The 21,689-nt window shown below is 42.6% G+C and carries 24 protein-coding genes; 8 read left to right on the plus strand and 16 right to left on the minus strand.

What is annotated here, in order from left to right; genetic code table 11:
- Positions 1-7 precede the first annotated feature (7 nt).
- Together AOG26_RS01435 and AOG26_RS01440 are read left to right on the plus strand one after the other, a co-directional pair.
- Positions 8-1,174, plus strand: coding sequence for a DcaP family trimeric outer membrane transporter (locus AOG26_RS01435; RefSeq protein WP_054560892.1), 1,167 nt, complete (start codon positions 8-10; stop codon positions 1,172-1,174).
- Positions 1,175-1,364: 190 nt separating this feature from the next.
- Positions 1,365-3,488 carry a TonB-dependent siderophore receptor gene (locus tag AOG26_RS01440; protein WP_054560893.1) on the plus strand — a complete coding sequence of 708 codons (2,124 nt, stop codon included), beginning with the start codon at positions 1,365-1,367 and terminating at the stop codon, positions 3,486-3,488.
- Between the two features lie 224 nt (positions 3,489-3,712).
- Here the strand turns inward: AOG26_RS01440 and recA are convergent, their stop codons facing one another.
- On the minus strand, positions 3,713-4,759 hold the full coding sequence (recA, locus tag AOG26_RS01445; RefSeq protein WP_054560894.1) for a recombinase RecA: 1,047 nt from the start codon (positions 4,757-4,759) through the stop codon (positions 3,713-3,715).
- Positions 4,760-4,817: 58 nt separating this feature from the next.
- Positions 4,818-5,315 (minus strand): nicotinamide-nucleotide amidohydrolase family protein, encoded by a 498-nt coding sequence (locus AOG26_RS01450; RefSeq protein WP_054560895.1) that lies wholly within the window; start codon positions 5,313-5,315, stop codon positions 4,818-4,820.
- Between the two features lie 21 nt (positions 5,316-5,336).
- On the opposite strand from AOG26_RS01450, the gene mutS reads away from it, so the two are divergent.
- Positions 5,337-7,910 (plus strand): DNA mismatch repair protein MutS, encoded by a 2,574-nt coding sequence (mutS, locus tag AOG26_RS01455; protein WP_054560896.1) that lies wholly within the window; start codon positions 5,337-5,339, stop codon positions 7,908-7,910.
- 86 nt (positions 7,911-7,996) lie between these two features.
- Here the strand turns inward: mutS and rpoS are convergent, their stop codons facing one another.
- The 11 genes from rpoS to AOG26_RS01510 are packed head-to-tail and all read right to left on the minus strand — an operon-like array spanning position 7,997 to position 15,573.
- Positions 7,997-8,980 (minus strand): RNA polymerase sigma factor RpoS, encoded by a 984-nt coding sequence (gene rpoS, locus AOG26_RS01460; RefSeq protein WP_054551147.1) that lies wholly within the window; start codon positions 8,978-8,980, stop codon positions 7,997-7,999.
- Between the two features lie 60 nt (positions 8,981-9,040).
- On the minus strand, positions 9,041-9,865 hold the full coding sequence (locus AOG26_RS01465; RefSeq protein ID WP_054560897.1) for a peptidoglycan DD-metalloendopeptidase family protein: 825 nt from the start codon (positions 9,863-9,865) through the stop codon (positions 9,041-9,043).
- A gap of 42 nt (positions 9,866-9,907) precedes the next feature.
- A complete protein-coding gene (locus AOG26_RS01470; RefSeq protein WP_054551145.1) occupies positions 9,908-10,486 on the minus strand; it encodes a YqaA family protein in 579 nt (192 codons plus the stop codon).
- Between the two features lie 11 nt (positions 10,487-10,497).
- Positions 10,498-11,136 carry a protein-L-isoaspartate(D-aspartate) O-methyltransferase gene (locus AOG26_RS01475; protein ID WP_054560898.1) on the minus strand — a complete coding sequence of 213 codons (639 nt, stop codon included), beginning with the start codon at positions 11,134-11,136 and terminating at the stop codon, positions 10,498-10,500.
- A complete protein-coding gene (gene surE / locus AOG26_RS01480; protein ID WP_054560899.1) occupies positions 11,126-11,890 on the minus strand; it encodes a 5'/3'-nucleotidase SurE in 765 nt (254 codons plus the stop codon). The genes AOG26_RS01475 and surE overlap by 11 nt, the downstream gene beginning before the upstream one ends.
- Positions 11,891-12,919, minus strand: coding sequence for a tRNA pseudouridine(13) synthase TruD (truD, locus tag AOG26_RS01485; RefSeq protein WP_054560900.1), 1,029 nt, complete (start codon positions 12,917-12,919; stop codon positions 11,891-11,893). It abuts the gene before it with no gap.
- A complete protein-coding gene (gene ispF, locus AOG26_RS01490) occupies positions 12,916-13,398 on the minus strand; it encodes a 2-C-methyl-D-erythritol 2,4-cyclodiphosphate synthase (protein WP_054560901.1) in 483 nt (160 codons plus the stop codon). Before ispF ends, truD begins: the two co-directional genes overlap by 4 nt.
- Positions 13,395-14,096, minus strand: coding sequence for a 2-C-methyl-D-erythritol 4-phosphate cytidylyltransferase (gene ispD, locus AOG26_RS01495; RefSeq protein ID WP_054560902.1), 702 nt, complete (start codon positions 14,094-14,096; stop codon positions 13,395-13,397). The genes ispF and ispD overlap by 4 nt, the downstream gene beginning before the upstream one ends.
- A complete protein-coding gene (ftsB, locus tag AOG26_RS01500) occupies positions 14,086-14,376 on the minus strand; it encodes a cell division protein FtsB (RefSeq protein WP_054560903.1) in 291 nt (96 codons plus the stop codon). Before ftsB ends, ispD begins: the two co-directional genes overlap by 11 nt.
- A gap of 22 nt (positions 14,377-14,398) precedes the next feature.
- On the minus strand, positions 14,399-15,031 hold the full coding sequence (locus tag AOG26_RS01505; protein WP_054560904.1) for a hypothetical protein: 633 nt from the start codon (positions 15,029-15,031) through the stop codon (positions 14,399-14,401).
- 59 nt (positions 15,032-15,090) lie between these two features.
- On the minus strand, positions 15,091-15,573 hold the full coding sequence (locus tag AOG26_RS01510) for a DUF2947 domain-containing protein (protein WP_054560905.1): 483 nt from the start codon (positions 15,571-15,573) through the stop codon (positions 15,091-15,093).
- 63 nt (positions 15,574-15,636) lie between these two features.
- On the opposite strand from AOG26_RS01510, the gene AOG26_RS01515 reads away from it, so the two are divergent.
- From AOG26_RS01515 to AOG26_RS01525, 3 genes are read left to right on the plus strand one after another with little or no spacing between them, the layout of a single operon-like run.
- Positions 15,637-15,870 (plus strand): DUF1653 domain-containing protein, encoded by a 234-nt coding sequence (locus tag AOG26_RS01515; protein ID WP_442960158.1) that lies wholly within the window; start codon positions 15,637-15,639, stop codon positions 15,868-15,870.
- A 52-nt stretch (positions 15,871-15,922) separates the two neighbouring features.
- Positions 15,923-16,771: an AAA family ATPase gene (locus AOG26_RS01520; protein ID WP_054560907.1), complete on the plus strand. Its 849-nt coding sequence runs from the start codon at positions 15,923-15,925 to the stop codon at positions 16,769-16,771.
- Between the two features lies 1 nt (position 16,772).
- Positions 16,773-17,960 (plus strand): vWA domain-containing protein, encoded by a 1,188-nt coding sequence (locus AOG26_RS01525; RefSeq protein WP_054560908.1) that lies wholly within the window; start codon positions 16,773-16,775, stop codon positions 17,958-17,960.
- Between the two features lie 169 nt (positions 17,961-18,129).
- Here the strand turns inward: AOG26_RS01525 and AOG26_RS01530 are convergent, their stop codons facing one another.
- From AOG26_RS01530 to ppnP, 3 genes are all read right to left on the minus strand, one after another.
- On the minus strand, positions 18,130-19,302 hold the full coding sequence (locus tag AOG26_RS01530) for an NRAMP family divalent metal transporter (RefSeq protein WP_432212404.1): 1,173 nt from the start codon (positions 19,300-19,302) through the stop codon (positions 18,130-18,132).
- Positions 19,303-19,958: 656 nt separating this feature from the next.
- A complete protein-coding gene (gene hpf / locus AOG26_RS01535) occupies positions 19,959-20,315 on the minus strand; it encodes a ribosome hibernation-promoting factor, HPF/YfiA family (RefSeq protein ID WP_054560910.1) in 357 nt (118 codons plus the stop codon).
- A 182-nt stretch (positions 20,316-20,497) separates the two neighbouring features.
- On the minus strand, positions 20,498-20,809 hold the full coding sequence (ppnP, locus tag AOG26_RS01540) for a pyrimidine/purine nucleoside phosphorylase (protein ID WP_054551131.1): 312 nt from the start codon (positions 20,807-20,809) through the stop codon (positions 20,498-20,500).
- A 291-nt stretch (positions 20,810-21,100) separates the two neighbouring features.
- On the opposite strand from ppnP, the gene AOG26_RS01545 reads away from it, so the two are divergent.
- Both AOG26_RS01545 and AOG26_RS01550 read left to right on the plus strand, forming a co-directional pair.
- Positions 21,101-21,343, plus strand: a complete 243-nt coding sequence (locus tag AOG26_RS01545; protein WP_054560911.1) for a type II toxin-antitoxin system ParD family antitoxin — start codon at positions 21,101-21,103, stop codon at positions 21,341-21,343.
- Positions 21,340-21,639, plus strand: coding sequence for a type II toxin-antitoxin system RelE/ParE family toxin (locus tag AOG26_RS01550; RefSeq protein WP_054560912.1), 300 nt, complete (start codon positions 21,340-21,342; stop codon positions 21,637-21,639). Before AOG26_RS01545 ends, AOG26_RS01550 begins: the two co-directional genes overlap by 4 nt.
- Positions 21,640-21,689 lie beyond the last annotated feature (50 nt).

Here is a 21,689-nt window from a genome sequence, read left to right on the forward strand (position 1 = left end):
ACACATTATGACAACAACAAAAGTAACCGCATTAAAAACACTCACAGCTTCAGCTGTTTTATGTGCACTTGCAGGTACCGCTAACGCCGCAACCATCGGTAACACAGACGTTTCTTATGGTGGCTATGTAAAACTTGATGCTATGTGGAGTGATTACTCTGCAGGCGTACCAGCTGGCGGCAGCATTGGCCGTGACTTCTATGTACCAGGTACAACACCTGTAGGCGCAGACAGCGACAGCGATGCAGTATTTGACATGCATGCACGCCAATCTCGCTTTAACCTAGGTACAGCAACAAAATTAGACGACGGTAAAACCATCAAAACTAAAATTGAAATAGACTTTATTGCTTCAGCACCTGGCGGTAACGAACGCGTTAGTAACTCTTACGCGCCTCGTATTCGTCAAGCATTTGTAACTTATGATGGTTGGCTATTTGGTCAAGCCTGGTCAAACTTCCAAAACGTTGGCGCATTACCAGAAACACTTGATTTCGTCGGTCCTGCTGAAGGTACTGTGTTCGTACGTCAAGCACAGGCACGTTACACTACGGGTAATTGGTCATTCTCTATCGAAAACCCAGAGAGCACAGTCACAGTTGGCGGTGCACGTGTTGCCACTGATGATGCATCAATGCCTGACTTTACAGCACGTTATGCGCATAAAGCTGATTGGGGTGAATTAGTATTTACCGGTCTTGCTCGCCAGTTAACTTATAAACAAAATGGCATTGATGCAGATACATCATCGTTCGGTATCAGTGCATCTGGTAAAGTAAATTTTGGTCAAAACAACCTAAAATTTATGCTAACTCAAGGCACAGGTTTAGGCCGTTATGTTGGTTTAAATGTGGCTCATGGTGCGGTGCTTGACGGTGATGATTTAGATGCAATTGATTCAACGTCAGGTTTTATTGCCTATCAACAACACTGGAATAGCCAATGGCGCTCAACTTTCCTTTATTCATTCTTCTCAGCAGATAACAACACAGATTTACTTGCTGTGACTGGCGACCCTACAGAAATGAGCCAAAGCTATAGTGCCAACCTTTTATATTCGCCTGTTAAAAAGCTTACCTTTGGTGTTGAGTTTAAACATGCCGAGCGTGAGTTAGAAAGCGGTGCTGACGGCGATATGGACCGTCTGCAGTTCTCTGCAAAATACGTATTTTAAGATTTAAACTTATTTTACTTCCTGAAGCGGCTTCGGCCGCTTTTTTTATATCTCCTTTTTATATTTCTGTGCCCTTTAAACTTTTTGCAAACAATCATTCACCAAAACACAAATGCTAATTGCAAATTATTTTCATTTAGATTAAATTACGCATTAATTTCACTATTCATTGAACTAATTGGAACTTTGCATGTCATCAACAAAATTTTTGCGCTTATCTCAATTAAGCCTTGTGACCTCAGCACTTTTAAGTGGCCACGCTTTTGCAGAACAACAAAAAGAAGTACAAGCAATTGAAAAAATTGCCGTGTATGGCCAGCATCATAAAAACTACATCACTGAAGAAGCACAGTCAGCAACCAAATTAGGGCTAACAATTAAAGAAACACCACAGTCAATCTCTGTTGTTTCACGTGCGTTAATGGATGACTTCTCACTCGATAATCTAAACGCTGTACTTGAAAGTACACCGGGCGTCACTGTTGAGCAAATCGAAACTGACCGTACTTATTTTAAAGCTCGTGGTTTTGAGATCACCAACTTCCAAGTTAATGGCATGGGTATGCCGCAAGACAACGGTTCAATCCAAGGTACTCTAGATACTTCTATTTTCGATAGTGTTGAAATTGTACGTGGTGCCAATGGTTTAATGACAGGTGCTGGTAACCCATCAGCAACAGTCAACATGGTTCTAAAGCGCCCTACTTATCAAACGCAAGTAAATGCGTCTGTATCGTATGGTTCTTGGGACAACAAGCGTTTAGAGCTTGACGCTTCAACTGCTATCAACGAAAACCACGCTGTTCGTGCTGTATTCACCAAGCACAAAACTGAGTCATACCTTGACCGCTACGAGCAAGATAAAACAATTTATTACCTAGCCTACGAAGGTCAGCTAACTGACAGCACAGTAGTAACAGCAAACTATGTAAATCAGAAGAAAGATGCTGACAGCCCACTTTGGGGTGCTTTACCGCTTTATTACAGCGATGGCTCAGCAACAAACTTTGATGCGTCAACCAGCACTGCTTCAGATTGGTCTTATTGGAACAACACGACAGAGCAGCTGTTCTTATCAATTGAGCAAGCAATCACCAATACTTGGTTCTTAAAAGCCAGCTACGCGCACTTAGAAAATGAGCAAGATTCAGAGCTTTTCTATGTTTACGGCACACCAGATAGAGAAACAGGCCTTGGCTTAACGGGTTATGCCAGTGAATATGACCACAAAGATAAGCACGATATTTTAGATATTTACGCAACAGGTAAATTTGATTTATTTGGTATGGAACATGACCTGTCATTTGGTGTAAACCAAGCAGATATGGATAATAAAGATAAATCATTGTATGACCGTACAACAGGCAATGGTTTCCCTGCGATGCCTGAGCTAGGTGGTTGGGATGGTGTAGCGCCAGTGCCAACACTTACTGATGGTTTAACAGGAGCTGATATCACCAGCCGTCAACGCTCTGCATATATTTCAACACGCATCCGTGCAACTGACTCATTCAGTGTTTTAGCTGGTGTGAGCCAAGTAAATTGGGAAACTGAAGGTGCCTCTTACGGCGTTGCAAAAGACAAAGATAGCGACCAAACCGTGCCTTACTTCGGTGCTGTGTATGATATCAACGAAAGCTTCTCAACTTATGCAAGCTACACAGAAACCTTCGTACCGCAAACAGAGCGTGACATCAATGGCGATTACTTAGATCCAATCACAGGTAAAAGCAGTGAAATTGGTGTGAAAGCTCAGCTACTTGATGACGATTTATTTGTAACTCTTGCCTACTTTGATGCTAAACAAGTTGGCCTTGCCGTTGCTATCCCTGATTCATTACCTGACGACACTCGCTACTATGGCGCAGATGGTATTAACAGCGACGGTATTGAAGTAGAGCTTAGTGGTCAAATCAACGAAACACTAAGTGCAAGCTTCAGCTACAGTAATCTAAACATTGATGGTGATGAGTTAGTAAAAGACTACACACCTGAAAACCAGTTCAAACTTGCTGTAACTCATAAAGTGCCTGAGATTGATGGTTTAACCTTTGGCCTAAACTATCGTTGGCAAGACGATACAAAGCGCGTGCAAGTGCGTGATGCGGCAACAAATGCTGCACTTATCACCACAACGCAAGATGCGTACGGCCTATTAAACCTAATGGCAACCTACGATATTAATGACAATATGAGCGTTAACTTGAACGTTAATAACGTGACCAACGAAAAGTACATCCACAGTCTTTTCTGGGCACAAGGTTATTACGGCGCACCACGTAACTACTCAGTGTCTTTCAACTGGCAGCTGTAAGCTTTGAGCTAGAAGCTGAAAGTTTTAAGCTTTAAGTACATAAAAAGCCGCATTATATGCGGCTTTTTCACATTTAGCTAAGAGCTGTCAGCTCTAAGCTATCTTAATCTGATGGCTGATGGCTGATGGCTTATAGCACCCATAAAAAAACCGCTAACTGTGTAGCGGTCTTTTTTGTGTTAAGTGCGGGTCAAATCACGCTTAACTGTACTCTTTTGCGGTGTTTATAGCTCGTCTTCAGCTAATAGGCCTGCATCTTCACCATCTTCTGGTTGTTCTGTTGCCTGAAGTAATAGCATCTCACGTAGCTTACCTTCGATCTCATCTGCGATCTCTGGGTTGTCTTTTAAGAACTTAATTGAGTTTGCTTTACCTTGACCAACTTTGCTGCCATTGTAGCTGTACCAAGCACCTGACTTTTCAACAATCTTATGCTTAACACCTAGGTCAATTAACTCGCCTTGTTTCGAAATACCTTCGCCATACATGATGATGAACTCAGCTTGTTTAAATGGCGGAGCAACCTTGTTCTTAACAACTTTAACGCGAGTTTCGTTACCAACAACCTCGTCGCCTTCTTTCACAGAACCAATACGACGAATATCGATACGTACTGAAGAGTAGAATTTAAGTGCGTTACCACCTGTTGTTGTTTCTGGGTTACCAAACATAACACCAATTTTCATACGGATTTGGTTGATGAAAATACATAGTGTGTTTGAACGCTTGATGTTACCTGTAAGCTTACGTAAAGCTTGTGACATTAAGCGAGCTTGTAGACCCATGTGTGAGTCACCCATGTCACCTTCGATTTCAGCTTTAGGTGTTAAAGCTGCTACCGAGTCAACAATCACAACATCAACTGCACTTGAACGAACTAACATGTCACAGATTTCTAATGCTTGCTCACCAGTATCTGGTTGAGAAACAAGTAAGTCATCAATGTTTACACCCAATTTTTGTGCGTATACAGGATCTAGAGCGTGCTCAGCATCTACGAATGCACAAGTTTTACCTTGCTTTTGAGCTTCAGCGATAACTTGTAAAGTAAGCGTTGTTTTACCTGATGATTCAGGACCATACACTTCAACAATACGACCCGTAGGTAAACCACCAATACCTAGTGCGATATCGATACCTAGTGAACCAGTTGAAATTGCTTCAATATCTAGGGCTTTATTGTCGCCCAGTTTCATAATTGAGCCTTTACCAAATTGACGCTCAATTTGTGATAAAGCAGCGTCTAAGGCTTTTTGTTTGTTATCGTTCATTCTGTTCTCCAAATCCGGCTAATGCAGACAGTATACTGTATGAAATCACAGTATCAAGCTAATTTTCAGATTTTATCAATTCAATTATATTTTTTAATGAGTAAACAATAGCTTGCAGTCTAACTTCAGCTCGATCACCAGAGAAAACTTGCTGACTTGGGTAGTTTTGACCAGCAAAATGAATGCAAAACCATACTAATCCCACAGGTTTATCCAGTGTTCCACCACCGGGGCCTGCTATCCCCGAAATAGCTATTGCGATATCTGCATTTGCTGCTTTTGCTGCCCCCGATGCCATTTCAACAACGGTTTGCTCACTCACCGCACCAAAGCTGTTTAAGGTTTGCTCGCTAACGCCAATGAGCTCATGTTTTGCTTGGTTACTATAAGTGACAAACGCTCGGTCAATATAATTAGAGCTGCCTGGGGTATCGGTTAGTGCATAACTCACTCCACCACCAGTGCATGACTCTGCGGTAGTGATCCATAAGCGTTTATCCGTTAAAATAGCTCCTAATTTCGCAGCAAGTGTTTTAATCTCTTGATGTAATTCCATATTCAGCCTTTGGGTAAATACATGTCGTTTGATCTTTATGCACCGCACACTATAAAACAACAAACCCCTATGATGCAGCAGTATCTAAAAATAAAAGCCGAGCATCGGGATATTTTATTGTTTTATCGTATGGGCGACTTTTACGAACTTTTCTTTGATGATGCCAAGCGTGCAGCGCAACTTCTTGATATTTCTCAAACCCATCGAGGTAAAGCCGGTGGCGACCCCATTCCAATGGCGGGCGTACCCTATCACGCAGTCGAAAACTATTTAGCTCGCCTTGTACAAATGGGTGAGTCAGTAGCTATTTGTGAACAAGTTGGTGACCCAGCGACTAGCAAAGGCCCTGTTGAGCGTAAAGTTGTACGTATTGTTACACCGGGCACAATTTCTGACGAAGCATTATTACAAGAACGCCAAGACAACCTGCTAACCAGTGTATGGCAAAGTAAACAAGGCTTATATGGTATTGCTTATTTAGATATTAACTCTGGCAGATTCAATGTGTTAGAAGTTAATACCGATGAAGCATTTAGCTCAACATTACAGCGTTTAGCCCCTGCTGAGCTGCTTTACAGTGAAACATTTGCAAATGTGCACTTAATTGAACATATCAAAGGCGCACGTCGTCGCCCGGAATGGGAATTTGATCTAGATACTGCGCAGCATTTACTTTGCGACCAATTTGGCACCAAAGATTTAGTTGGTTTTGGAGTAGACAAAGCACACGCGGCTTTAGTGGCTGCAGGCTGCTTAATGCAATACGTAAAAGACACTCAGCGCATAGCCCTGCCGCATATTCGTGCAATCACCCTTGAGCAAAACGAACACGCGGTGATCTTAGATGCAGCAACTCGTAAAAACCTTGAACTAACGGTTAATTTATCGGGCGGTTACGAAAACACACTTGCACAAGTACTTGATAAAACAGCCACAGCTATGGGTTCACGCTTATTAAAGCGTCGTATTCATACCCCTGTGCGCAGCAAAACAGAGCTCAACTCTCGACTAAACGCAATTAGTGCAATTATCGATGCGCAATTATGTGGTGAGCTACAAGAGTCATTAAAGCAAATTGGCGACATTGAGCGTGTTATTGCACGCCTAGCACTTTGCACAGCACGCCCGCGTGATTTAACGCGCCTACGTAGTGCACTGCAAGCTCTGGCACCATTACACGAATTACTTTTGGACGCCAACGATCCGCGTATTAGCCAAATTATTGCAAAGTCGCAGCAATTACCTGAGCTACAAGACTTACTAGAACGTGCTGTCATCGAAACCCCACCGGTGCTTATTCGTGATGGGGGTGTTATTGCCCCAGGTTATAACAGTGAGCTTGATGAATGGCGTGCCCTAAGCCAAGGCGCAACCGATATTCTCGATAAGCTTGAAGAACGTGAGCGTGAACGCACAGGCATTAGCACCTTAAAAATTGGCTATAACAAGGTGCATGGCTTTTTTATTGAAGTAAGCCGTGCGAACTCGCACTTGGTTCCTGCGGATTATATTCGCCGTCAAACGCTAAAAAATAATGAGCGTTATATTATCCCTGAGCTTAAAGAGCACGAAGATAAAGTACTTGGTAGCCAGTCAAAAGCGCTAGCGCTTGAAAAACAGCTTTACGAGCAACTATTTGAGTTTATTGCTCCGCACATTGAGCAGCTACAAACAATGGCAGCCGTACTAGCAGATTTAGATGTACTGAACAACTTAGCTGAACGTGCGCAAGCGCTTAATTATGCTAAGCCAACTTTGTGCGATAACGATAATATCAGTATTAAGCAAGGTCGCCACCCGGTAGTAGAGCAGGTAATGAAAGACCCGTTTATAGCTAACCCTGTGGAGCTTAATAACGACCGAAAAATGCTCATTATCACAGGTCCAAATATGGGTGGTAAATCGACCTATATGCGCCAAACTGCACTTATTGTTCTAATGGCTCACATTGGTTGTTACGTTCCTGCTGATAGTGCAGAGATTGGTAATATTGACCGTATCTTTACGCGTATCGGCGCAAGTGATGACCTAGCATCAGGACGCTCAACCTTCATGGTTGAAATGACCGAAACAGCAACAATTTTAAATAATGCCACAGCGCAATCACTAGTCCTGATGGATGAAATAGGTCGCGGTACTTCGACCTATGATGGTTTATCACTTGCCTATGCAACGGCTGATTACTTAGCATCAAAAATTGCCGCTAAAACCTTATTTGCCACCCACTATTTTGAGCTAACCGAACTGGCCGAACAAAAAACAGGGCTGGTAAATGTGCACCTTGATGCCATTGAGCACAACGACACCATTGCCTTTATGCATACCGTGCTTGAAGGCGCAGCAAGCAAGAGCTTTGGCTTACAAGTTGCTGCCTTGGCTGGTGTACCAAAAGCGGTGATCCAACAAGCAAAACAAAAGCTTAAAATGCTTGAGAACCATCAACCTGTTACTGCCCCCATTGAGCAACAACAACAAACGTTAAGTTTTGATGATGAGCCTTCTGAGCTTGAATTAACCTTAAAACAGCTTGATCCAGACAGCTTAACGCCAAGACAAGCACACCAACTACTGTATCAATTAAAAGATTTACTGTAGTGCAATAAAAGAGGTATAAAAAAAGCTGACGTAATGTCAGCTTTTTTGTGTGTTCTAGACCCGAAGGCCTATGTATTGTTGTCAAATCAGGTGAATTGGTCGAATAGGCTATCTGTACTTAAACCTTCGTGTTGCAAAATGTCTTTTAAGCGACGTAATGCTTCCACTTGAATTTGTCTTACACGTTCACGTGTTAAGCCTATTTCACGACCAACATCTTCAAGGGTTGATGGCTCATAGCCTAGTAAACCAAAACGACGAGCAAGTACTTCACGCTGTTTCGGGTTTAACTCTCCAAGCCAATCAACAATGTGCTTGTTGATGTCATTATTTTGTACTTCGCCTTCTGGACCATAGTCTTTTTCATCGGCGATAATATCTAGTAACGCTTTGTCATTTTCACCGCCGATAGGTGTATCCACCGAGGTGATTTTTTCGTTTAAACGCAGCATCTTAGTGACATCTTCAACCGGCTTATCTAAGCACTCTGCAATTTCTTCTGCGGTTGGTTCATGGTCAAGTTTCTGCGTTAATTCACGGGCTGTTCTTAAATAAACATTAAGCTCTTTAACCACGTGAATAGGTAAACGAATCGTACGTGTTTGGTTCATGATGGCACGTTCAATGGTTTGACGTATCCACCAAGTTGCATAAGTTGAAAAACGAAAACCACGTTCTGGGTCAAATTTCTCAACGGCTCTGATAAGGCCTAAATTACCTTCTTCAATAAGGTCTAGTAGCGCAAGGCCACGGTTGTTGTAGCGGCGGGCAATTTTCACCACTAAACGTAAATTACTTTCAATCATTCGCTTGCGAGAGGCTTCGCAGCCTTTCAGTGCTTTTCGAGCAAAATAAACTTCTTCTTCTGCGCTTAGCAGCGGAGAAAAACCAATCTCACCAAGATACAGCTGCGTAGCATCTAAATTCTTGGCAACTTCTTCTTTTGCAAAAATTTCATCTTCGTTGTCGACTTCTTCAAGTAATTCAGAAGACTCTTCTTCGACTACCGTGTCATCAAATTTATCGTCAATCGCGTCAGTTTTTTTCTCTAGTTTTGCTGTGTGACCCATAAGCGTCCTCCCGAGCAAATATGTGATTGAGCTAAATCACTTTATCAATACCCTAAATGGCTAAGGTAGATACTTAGCAGGATTGACTGCTTGACCCCGATAACGAATTTCAAATCTCAAAGCCGTAACCGTAGAGTCTGAACTGCCCATTTCTGCTATTTTCTGCCCCGCCTTTACTTCCTGTTTTTCCTTTACAAGCAACTTTGAATTGTGCGCGTAAGCGCTTAGGTAATCATCATTGTGTTTCAATATGATTAAATTACCGTACCCCCTCAATGCGTTGCCCGCGTATACCACAGTTCCATGTGCAGCAGCTAAAACAGAAGCCCCTTGTTTATTAGTGATCTGTAATCCTTTAAAGCCATTCTCTTTGTTAGAGAAGCGTTTTGTGACTTTACCTTTTGCAGGCCAGCCCCATACAACTTTAGCATTAGAATCACGCTTTTTTTCACTAATTATTTTGTTGGCTTGTTTCTGAACATACTCTCGTTGTTTTGGCTGATCAAGCCCTTTCTTTAATTTTTTGTTATTTTTTTGTATAGAAACAGTAGACTTTTTACTCGAATTCGTATATTTTTTCGTCTTTTTTGATTTTTGTGCCGATTTTGTGAGCGAAATACTCTGCCCAGGGAAGATGGTATAAGGTGCTGGAATATCGTTTATTTTTGCGAGGGTTCGAAAATCTTGCTGAGCGCTAAAAGCAATTGAATACAAAGTATCGCCCTTTTTGACTACATATTTTGAGCCCGAGATATTTACTTTGCGTGTGGCGGGTTTAACTTTATTATCTAAACTACTAACCGGTGCCGGTGCTTCGCGAGAAGTACAACCAAAGAGCAAAATACTAAGAAACAAAGTAACATAGACTGTTAACTGCCTGCTCATCGTAAAATGCTCCTTATCGTACTAGTTTAATGGTTTTACGGGTTATCGTAGTAAAAAGTACGCAACCACAACTAAAACAACTAATCCCCAGCCAAGCGCTTCAACATATTGACGTAATTTTTGCTCCATTTTAACGCCGCCCCACTTCATTAAAGCCGACACTAAGAAGAAACGCGCGCCACGACCTATTGCCGAGGCAATTAAAAATGGCAAGAATGCCATTTGCATCAAACCTGCACCTATGGTGAAAACCTTATAAGGTATAGGAGAGAAGCCCGCTAAAAACACCACCCATACACCATAGTTTTCAAACCAACTTAGCGCTGTGTCAAATTTAGCTTGCCAACCCATTTGCGCAATCAGCGGTTCAACTACCGGTTCGAATAACCAAAAGCCAAGTAAATAACCTAAAATACCACCAATCACTGAAGCAATAGTAGTAAAGCTGGCAAAGCGCCATGCTTTATCTGGCTGAGCAAGCGACATAGGGGCTAGCATGACATCCGGTGGCACCGGAAAAAAAACAGATTCAGCAAAACTCATCCCTGCTAAATAACGCTCCGCATGACGGTGTTTAGCCCATACCAGCGCCATATCATATAACTTAGTAAACAACTTCAAAGTATAACGTCCTATTCAATATCACCAGGTACCAAAGGTACAAATCGTACTGGTGCAACTTTATGTTCTGTAAAAGTGTCGCCATTTCTAACGACCATCATTAATTGCTGATCTTGCTCACCGATAGGTGCAATCATAACGCCCCCATCAGCAAGTTGTGCCAGAAGTCCTTTTGGCATAGTAGCCGCAGCTGCTGTGACAATAATCCCCTCAAACGGAGCTTGCGACTGCCAGCCTTGCCAACCGTCACCGTGTTTCATGGTGACATTATATAAATCAAGCTTATGCAAACGACGTTTTGCTTGCCATTGCAATGCTTTAATACGCTCTACCGAGCACACTTTAGTGAAGGTTTTTGCCAGTATTGCTGTTTGGTAGCCAGAGCCTGTGCCAATTTCGAGCACTTTATCACGTACACCCGCTAAGCGGAGCAGCTCAGTCATGCGTGCGACAATATATGGCTGCGAAATCGTTTGCCCTTGACCGATTGGCAGTGCAGTATTTTGATAAGCTTTGTGCTGCAAAACATCATCAATAAAAATGTGTCTGGGTGTTGAGGCTATCGCTTCAAGCACAGTACTGTCTTCTACACCTTCGCGTTTCAATAACTCTGCTAATGCCAGTGCGCTGCGATTATAATTAGTCAGCACTATTAATCTCCATATTTGCTAACCAGCTATCGACGGCTTGTAAGCTCTCTTTCGCCGTCATATCAACACTAAGCGGGGTCACTGATGCATAACCATTATTAATGGCATAAAAATCAGTGCCTTCACCTGCATCACTTTCAGCACCAAGGGTACCATACCAATAAATGTCACGGCCCCATGGGTCTTGTTGTTTCGTCATGGTTTCAGCTTTATGACGCGAACCTAAACGGGTTACCTTAACTCCTTTTAGCTCAGTAAGCGGAATATCTGGCACGTTTAAGTTGATGATTTGATCTTTCGGTAACGGGTGCGATGCCAACTCTTTGATAATACTCACCGCAACCGCTGCAGCAGTTTCAAAGTGATTTCCTTCTTTAGAGCATAACGACACAGCAATCGCCGGCAGTCCTAAGTGGCGCCCTTCAGTGGCCGCTGCTACTGTACCTGAATACAAGGTATCATCACCTAGGTTGGCGCCGTGGTTTATTCCTGCAACCACTAGATCTGGCTGCTGCTCGACTAATTCATTAACTCCCAAATGCACACAGTCAGTCGGCGTGCCATTAATCGAAATAAAGCCATTATCAAGGGTGGTTGCACGAAGTGGATTCATGAGCGTTAATGAATTACTTGCGCCACTACAATTACGATCTGGCGCTACTAAGGTCACATCTGCTATTTGCGTCAATGCATGATACAAAACCGCAATCCCTTTAGCATGTACGCCATCATCATTGCTCAATAAGATTTTCATTTACGCATCCTTTTGTTTTTGTTCTCTGGGGCTTGCATCTTGATAGTCCACCAGCTCACGCAGCAGGGCGGTAGCAAAACAGCCTTTTGGTAAACCAAAACTTAACTTTAAAGTAGTTTCATCAATCGTTTCAACAGCTAATGAATCAGGAATAAGTCGTAACATTCTACGCTCATTCTTAAGGCCAAGTTCGCTAAGGCCATCTATCCAAGACTGATAAGGTTCGAGCCACACTTTTTCGGTTTCGGTCAGGCCTTTTTCGCCTTTACCAACCATAGGTGCCGACATCACAATATCGCCAGACGCTAAGCGCGCAATATTGTCATCACTAATGTTGTCTTCAAAAAAAGCATTACTGCCGCTGAGCATAAACACTTCGCGGTGCATTGTTTTCGCAAGGCCATGCTCGGCAACCCGCATACTCACGATTTCATTAAATACATAAGAGCGCGCAGCTGAAATAACTAAGCCACGCAATTTTTTATCGCGGATACGCTCTCCAGCAAACATGCGCTTTGCCATTTCAAGGTTGTGACCACCATGGCCAAAGCGCTGCTCACCAAAGTAATTAGGCACACCAGAACGCACCGCGTTGATACGGCACAAAATATCCAGCGGCTCAGTTACATTACGTAATGTAATGGTAAAGCGATTGCCTTTATGACAACCGGTTCTGAGCTTACGGTTATGGCGCTGTTGCGATATTACAAAAAACTGATCGTTATTCAGTTCGCTAAATTCTATGTGCTTCTTAATTGGAACTGGCACGCTAAACCATTGGGTACACACGCCATGACGGTCTTTTAAGCCTGCATAACTCACATCTCGTGGAGATACCCCTGCTTTTTCGGCAATGCGTTTCGCAATAAACTGAGTATTTTCGCCTTTTTTTACAACCTGCAAGCAAACATGTTCACCAGAACCGGTAAACTCAATACCTAAATCTTCATCAACCATGAAGTCTTCAGCGTGAGTTTTAAAGTCAGCCTTAGAAAGAGGTTTACCGTATAGGTAGTTTAACTCGCTCATGCGCTTTGTTTGCTCATAATCACCACAGCGTGGCTTGAGATACCTTCTTTGCGGCCTTCAAACCCAAGCTTCTCAGTGGTTGTTGCTTTCACATTAACTTGTGAAATATCAGCTTCAAGGTCTTGGCATAAGTTTTCACGCATTGCTTGAATATGTGGCAACATTTTTGGTGCTTGCGCAACAATCGTCACATCTGCATTGCCAAGTATATAACCTTGCTCTTTAGCAAGCCCAACCACGTGACGTAGTAAAATTCGGCTATCAATATTTTCGTATTCGCTCGCAGTATCAGGGAAATGCTTGCCAATATCACCCATTGCCAATGCGCCTAAAATGGCATCACACAATGCGTGAATGGCAACGTCACCATCTGAATGTGCTAAAAAGCCTTGTGGGTAATCTATTTTTTCACCACAAATTACCAACGGGCCTTCGCCGCCAAATTTGTGTACATCAAAGCCATGGCCAATTCGAATCATGAGGTACTCTCGTTTTGTTGTTTTTGCAGTAAAAATGCTGCTAAATCTAAATCTTCTGGGGTGGTAATTTTAATATTGTCACTGCGACCTGCAACCAGCTTAACAGGCTGCTTAGCCCATTCAATTGCCGATGCTTCATCGGTGATAGTCACACCATTTTTAAGGGCACTTGATAGCGCATTAGTCAGCGCCTGATAAGGGAAAAGCTGAGGGGTGAGTGCCTGCCATAAATCATCACGTGGAACCGTTTGCTCACTGTGTGTATGACCGCGCTTAATGGTGTCTTTTACTTTTGACGCTAAAATACCGCCTTCATTGGCAGCGATACATTCAGTTATTAAACGCTGAATATCTGCCAGACACACTAACGGCCTTGCCGCATCGTGAACAAGTACCCAATCAGGTGGGTTGTCAGCAAGTGATAGCAAGGCGTTAAGCACTGAATCAGCGCGCTCTTTACCACCACTCACACGCTCAATGCGCTTATCTATGTGTGGTAAATCAGCAAAGTAGCCGTCATCATCGCTAATTGCTACTTTGATGGTGTTTAATTCGTTAAGTTCTGCAAGTTTACTTAGGGTATGTTCTAAAATAGTTTTACCCGCAAGTTCAATATACTGCTTTGGCGCCGAATGTTGCATTCGACTCCCTACTCCCGCAGCGGGAACAATGGCGGTGATAGTTTGCTTAGTGTTCATTTTGCTGTTGACCTGGTAATACGCGAATAAATGTTTCGCCAGGTTTAATCATTCCTAATTCATTACGCGCCCGTTCTTCAATGCCCTCTTGACCGAGCTTTAAGTCTTCAATATCGGCTTTGAGCACTTTATTGCGCTTTAATAATTTCGCATTGGTGTCTTGATGAGAGGTAACCGCTTGTTTTAAACGAGTGTAGTCTTGCACCCCATTATGGCCAAACCATAAGCGGTACTGAATAAATAAAGCCAAACACAACAAGGCGAATTGAAAAACCCGCATTGAACACTCCTTCGCGGTTAAATTAAGTCAAAGGGCGTTTTAAATTACGCCAATTTATATTGCTTGCTAACAGCATTTCTCTTAATGACAAACGCTTAGGTGTGATGCGTTTATTAAATTGCCATTGATGACCGCAACACGCCGCAGCCATCACCGCCTTTGCAGGCTTAAGCAATTGAATATGCGTGTTTTCTAGCGATTCACCGGAAGTATCAAACCAACCAAGCTCGTTGCAATGTACCTTATTGTCGCTTACTTGATCTAAGCTGTCTATGCGCACGGTTGTACATTGCTCGTCATTAATTAGCACGGGAACAATTAACCCGCGCTTAGCATGTTGACTATAAAAGTCTTTTGAGTCTTTTTTATTATAAACAGGCGGCGTTGTTTTTTGTTTTTCAAGCCAACTGCCATTTTGTGAATCGAGCTGTAGTGGCGCATCACCACTGACAATACGCATAGCTAAACGCTCAATATAGTAAGGCAGGCTTGCTAATAAACGTTTTAGCCTTGCTGTATCAGGTTCATCAACTAAACGCGGGATCTCACGAGCATAGAATGCATTACATAACTGCGCATACAAAGCTCGCTCGGCATCAGTTTGCCAAATTTCGGCTTGTTGCGAGTGTTCGCTCTGTGAAGTTGGTTTAGACAATGCGCGCTCTTATAAAACAATTGCTTGACTGTTTTATAGCATAGAGCGTTTATTGAGCGCTACTTTACTGCGCCTTTTTTACCCAATTTTGCATTACCAGTTTCTAAAAACTGCACCATTGCATCACGCTTTTTACCTAGTAGCAAACTACCATCAGCTAAAAACATAAAGTTTTGCCAACAACGTTTAAAAACAGCAAAGCTGGTTTCAATGATGTTGTCGCGAGCCATGCAAAAATAAACAGTGGTGTTTGCTTCCCACTCTAAGTGGTTAAGGATTTCTTCTGGTAACTGCTCATCGCCCGCTTCCCATGCACTTTCCCAGTTAATGGTCTCTGAAAAGCTGTCGTCTTTGCCGCACCAATCTGTTTTATCAAAAAAGTCAGGGTGATCATGCTCGCGGCTCACCATAGTAGTCCATAAAACCGCAGCGCGTTCAGCGCTCATTGGTTTAATTTGCGCTGCGTCTTCGCTGCTTATCGGCATATCTTTATGACGAAAAACCCAGGCTTTTTTGTATTCATCTAACGAAATATAATTCATAGTTTATGCAGTTTGTTTCAGCGTAAAATGTGCAAACTGCAATTATACCCAAATGACTCCAAGATGCGAGATAAACACATGACAATCAAACCCGGTATTTACCTACATTACAAAGGTCCAAAATACAAAGTTGAATATGTTGCTACCCACAGCGAAACGAATGAGCCGCTGGTAATTTACCAAGCCCTATACGGCGAATTTGGCATGTGGGCACGCCCGCTTAGTATGTTTACAGAAACCGTCACTGTAGAGGGTAAAACGATACCGCGTTTTGCATACCTTTCAGACGCCGACTAACTATGGCATCATGACGTTATTAATCACTGCTCAGACCAGATAAGGTGACATCGTGCTTTTTAATTCAACCGATAACTACATTGCCAGTAACTCATTAAAACAAGCGGTTAACGCAGCGATCTTGCTCGAAAAGCCGCTGCTTATAAAAGGCGAACCCGGCACAGGTAAAACCATGCTGGCCGAAGAGCTTGCGAAAAGCTTAGACACCACGCTAATTCAATGGCACATCAAATCAACCACTAAGGCGCAGCAAGGTCTGTATGAATATGATGCAGTATCGCGCCTTCGCGACAGCCAGTTAGGTGATGAGCGTGTGCACGATATCAGCAACTACATTGTAAAAGGGAAATTATGGCAAGCCTTTACTTATGGTGAACAACATAACAAACGCCCTGTACTATTGATTGATGAAATAGACAAAGCCGATATTGAATTTCCCAACGACTTGCTATTAGAACTCGACAAAATGGAGTTTCATGTTTATGAAACCGGCGAGCGAGTTATTGCTAAGCAACGTCCGATTGTGATCATTACGTCAAATAACGAAAAAGAACTGCCAGATGCCTTTTTACGTCGTTGTTTTTTCCATTACATTGATTTTCCAAGTAGTGAAGAAATGGCGCAAATAATTGATGTGCATCACCCGCATGTTAAACAAGATTTAGTACGCCAAGCACTTGAGGTGTTCTTTAATCTACGTGATGTAAACGGCATTAAGAAAAAGCCATCAACCAGCGAATTACTCGATTGGTTAAAGCTACTTATGGCCGAAGATATTGACGCTAAAACACTGCATGATAAAAGCCAAAAAGGTGGCCTAATGCCTATGTTTGGCGCGTTATTAAAGAACGAGCAAGACATTAGCTTAGTCGAAAAACTTGCGTTTATGAGCCGCCGTTAAGATGTTGATTGCGTTTTTCTTTAAGCTTCGCGAATACCGCTTACCTGTTAGTTTGCGAGAGCTACTTGATTTGATCAATGCGCTCAAGCAAGGGGTTATTTTTGCCGACGTTGACGCGTTTTATTATTTGGCGCGTACCATCATGGTAAAAGACGAAACCCACTTTGATCGTTTTGATAAAGCCTTTGCAGATTACTTTAGTGGCGTGGCCGACCTTGATCTGCTCGAAAGTTTAAAACAGCAACACGACTTGCCTAATGATTGGCTACGCAAAGAGTTTGAAAAGCACCTAAGCGAAGAAGAAAAAGCGCAATTACAAGCCATGGGCGGCCTTGATAAACTCATGGAAACCCTCAAGCAACGCCTTGAAGAGCAGCAAAAGCGCCATGCTGGAGGTAATAAGTGGGTGGGTACCGGTGGCACTTCACCATTTGGTGCCTATGGCTATAACCCTGAAGGTGTTCGCATAGGCCAAGACGGTAACCGACATCGCCGTGCGGTAAAAGTATGGGATAAACGCAGCTACCGAAACCTTGATAGTGACCGTGAAATCGGCTCGCGCACCATTAAACTTGCTCTAAAAAAACTGCGTAAATTTGCCCGTACTGGCGCCAGCGATACTCTCGATTTAACCGAAACAATTCGCGCTACTGCAAAACAAGGCGGCATGCTCGATGTAAAAATGGCACCAGAGCGCCATAATGCGGTAAAAGTATTGATGCTGTTTGATATCGGCGGTTCAATGGATGATTACATTCATACCTGCGAAGAGTTATTTAGTGCCGCCCACAGCGAGTTTAAACACCTTGAGTTTTACTATTTTCATAACTGTTTGTATGAGCATGTTTGGCAAGACAACGAACGTCGTCACTCTAACGTCATTGATACCATGACCTTGATTAACAAGTTCACCAGCGACTACAAGGTGATCTTTGTTGGTGACGCCACCATGGGCCCTTACGAAATAGCCTACCCTGGTGGTAGCGTTGAGCATTGGAATGAAGAGCCCGGCAGCGCTTGGCTAAACCGCATAACCAATCACTTTGATAAAGTCGCTTGGCTCAACCCACAACCCGTTGAACACTGGCGCTATTATCAATCAATTGATTTTATAAAGCAGTTAATGGACAACCGCATGTACCCACTCACGCTAGATGGAATTAGTAATGCGATTAGGGAGTTGAGTTAGAAAGTTAGAAAGTTAGAAAGTTAGAAAGTTAGAAAGTTAGAAAGTTAGAAAGTCTGAACTGGCCACTATCTAAGTCAAGCAGCTCGAAAACTTTACTCTTACCCCTAGTAACTCGCTAACTGTCAATCTGACAGCTCTAACTTTACTCTTTCCCCTTGTAACTCGCTAACTAAGCGAGTTTCCAAACTAAAAACACCAGCGCAAAGCCCACTAAATAAACCAAACCTAGCCAGCTGAGGGTGCGTAATAAAGGTGAGTGATGAATGCTGGGTTCTGAGCGTACTAAACTAAAGTTCAGCCATGCAAATACGGGAGTGGTTACAAAAGCGAGGGTCATAGCAAAAGTAAGCATTGGGCCAAGGGCTGATTTAAAGAATAAAATCACTGCCATACCTGCAAATGCTTGTAGTAATAACCACATATTTAAACTGTGTTTAGATTGTTTAATCGGTAGCAGTTTATGTGACTCATTTAATGTTCTAGCGTAGCCATCAAGCACAGTTAGCGTGGTGCCAAACATGCATAAAAAAGCAATACCTGAAACCAGCGGTCTTGCCCACTCGCCCATGGTAAGGGCATACATATCAATTAGCTGCTTTGCAAAAGCGACTCCACCTAATTGCACAGCTTGTGCTTGGCCATATTGTACTAACACACCTAACGAGAAAAACACGAGCGCAAGTGCTGCGGTAAGCCAGTAGCCCAAATTAAAGTCAAACAAGCCTTGTTGTTTTGTCACTGGTTGTTGGTGCTGCTTTTCTTTTAGCCACAATGAGCTAATTGCTGATATTTCGATAGGCGCAGGCATCCAGCCCATAAGCGCGACCATAAAGCCGAGCATAGCAAGCTCATACGGCGACGGACCCACATAGTCAACTGGCGCCATAGCACCATTATTAATTGCCACTACCAACGCTGCCACAGTTGTAACCGTTAACAGCCCCATAATGAGCTTTGAGACATTATCGAGCGCTTTAAAATGCCCTAACAACAAAATAAGCAAACACACAGCTAAAATCAGCCAGCATAATAAGGTCACAGAAATTGTGACAGGTAATGCATAGTGCAGTAGGCTGGCCGTTAATAATAAAACCCCCGCAGTATTCACTACGGCGGCGACTATATTAAGCGCAATAAAGCTATAGAAATACCCCGGCCCTTTTTGCTTGTAGCCCTCAACTAAACTTTGTTTAGTCGCGAGCGTGTACTCCATGCCAAATCGAAAGAACGGATACTTCAATACGTTTACTACAATGATTAGCCAAAATAGCTGCCAGCCGAATAACGATCCTGCTTGTGTTGATGCTACTAGATGTGAGCCACCAATGGCGGCTGTAGCCATTAAAATCCCCGGCCCTAAAGCATTTAATTTAGACTGCCAATTTGATACTGCTGCTTGCATATGCTTTGTGTGTTTTATTCTTAGTAACAAGCAACTTACAGCGTTTTGTGTGAGATTGGAAGCAGAGCAAGTTAGCAAGTTAGCAAGTTAGCAAGTTAGCAAGTTAGCAAGTTAGCAAGTTAGCAAGTTAGCAAGTTAGCAAGTTAGCAAGTTAGCAAGTTAGCAAGTTAGCAAGTTAGCAAGTTAGCAAGTTAGCAAGTTAGCAAGTTAGCAAGTTAGCAAGTTAGCAAGTTAGCAAGTTAGCAACACTAGACTACCTACCACTTGTGTCAAGTAACTCGCTACTCGTTGGTTTTTTTAATCTGACTTCTAACGACTGATATCTAATATCTCCATTTTTGTTCAGCGTTAAAACGTCTCGTATATCGCAAACTTTCCCCTTTACTCTTTCTAACTCACTAACTTTTAGAACTTCAATCTGACGGCTGACGGCTGACGGCTGACGGCTGACGGCTGACGGCTGACGGCTGACGGCTGACGGCTGACGGCTGACGGCTAATAGTTAAATATTAAAACCAAAAAAGCCAAGCGTTTCGCAACGGTTGGCTTTTTCAGATTTAGTTTTAAGGCTAGCCGCTTAGGCTAGCGTTCTGTAATTAGTTCAGGTTCATTTCCTGGATGATTTCGTGGGCAATTTCCGGTGTAGTACTGACCGGCTTTTCGTGTAGTTTGGCTTTCATTTGCCCTTTACGATGTTTTAGTGATGCATCAAGTTTTTTTGCAGCACCTGCGATAGCTGGGTACATCACATCATCTTCAGCTTTTACTGATAAACGTGCGCCTTCATAGGTTGTACTAATCTCAGCCTGATATTTATTGTGTTCTTTTGAAAGAATAATATCGAGTGATATTAATGATGGAAAATGGCTAGCAATTTTCGAGAACTTCTCGTTGATATGAGCTCTAACAGCCTCAGTAACGTCAACATGATGACCAGAAATATTAATCTTCATAGGGTATCCTTTTTTCTTGTTACCTCACAGTTAGTATTGGGGGCGAATTGAATTAACACAAGCCAAAATTGCAGATAATTAGTAATTGATTGTAACCACAGATGATTTAGATCATGCGTTGCGGATAAAATATGCAAAAGCCCGCATCACACGGGCTTTTCAGAGAGGTTAACAACTGCTCATTAACTATACGAACAACAGTAATCAGCAAATTCGCTGACCTTTACTAGAAAGGTAACATTTGCATCAACGGTAAATGACTCTCCAGCTTGCATTGTTTGCCATTCGCTCTCACCGGGTAATAGCACTTGCCAACTGCCACCGTTAAGCTCCATCAATTCTTTTTTGCTCGTAGCAAACTCAAACTCACCTGGTTGCATAAAGCCTAACGTCTTCGTGCTGCCATCAGCAAATACCACTGTTCGGCTAGACACTTTACCGTCAAAATACACATTGGCTTTTTTCAGCACACTTACATTATCAAACTGAGACATCCTCACTCCTGTTGTTTTATTATTAAGTTACAGACAGTGCCAGTTGTCGGTTTAGCATTCAAGGGGAGCTGGGTGAGAAATAATCAAGTCGGGCTAGCTGTAAGCTGTCAGTTTTAAGCCGAAGGTGCAATTGTGGTAGGTCGTGCTTTAGCACGAGTATCAGCATGATAAGCACATCCTTCTTACTTTAGTTTGAGTTCAAAAATATGGCTTGAACGCTTTGTTACATACCTTGCATCCAAGCTCAACTGATACCATAATTAGGTATCTATTGGTATTAAGGGCTAAATCATGGCTAAAAACACTAGTATTACTTTGGGTGACCATTTTGACAGTTTTATAGCAAATCAAATTCAAAGTGGTCGCTATGGCTCGGCGAGTGAAGTCATACGCTCCGCTTTACGTTTACTTGAAAGCCAGGAGACGAAAATGAACACTTTACGCCAATTACTTGTTGAAGGTGAAAATAGTGGAGTTGCGGATTATGACCTTGATTCGTTTATCAATGAGTTAGACAACGAAGAAAGAAAATGAAGCCCTTTCAATTAACTAACAAGGCAAAATCTGATTTAAAAGATGTAGCCTTGTTTACCTCTCGACGCTGGGGTCGTGAACAGCGAAACATTTATCTAAAACAATTTGATGACTCATTCTGGCTGTTAGCCGAAAACCCTGACATTGGTAAAGCCTGTGACGAGATTCACGATGGCTATAGGAAATTCCCACAAGGAAGCCACGTAATCTTTTATCGTCAAATCGGCAGTCAAAATATCGAGATCATTCGTATCCTCCACAAAAGTATGGATGTGAATCCAATTTTTGGCGCATAACCCTCATCTTAAAAACTTAAATTTGGCTTCTGGTATTCAATCAAAAAGCA

Origin of the sequence: Pseudoalteromonas sp. UCD-33C, from assembly GCF_001306895.1 — a bacterium.
In the GTDB taxonomy this organism is placed as follows: Bacteria; Pseudomonadota; Gammaproteobacteria; order Enterobacterales; family Alteromonadaceae; genus Pseudoalteromonas.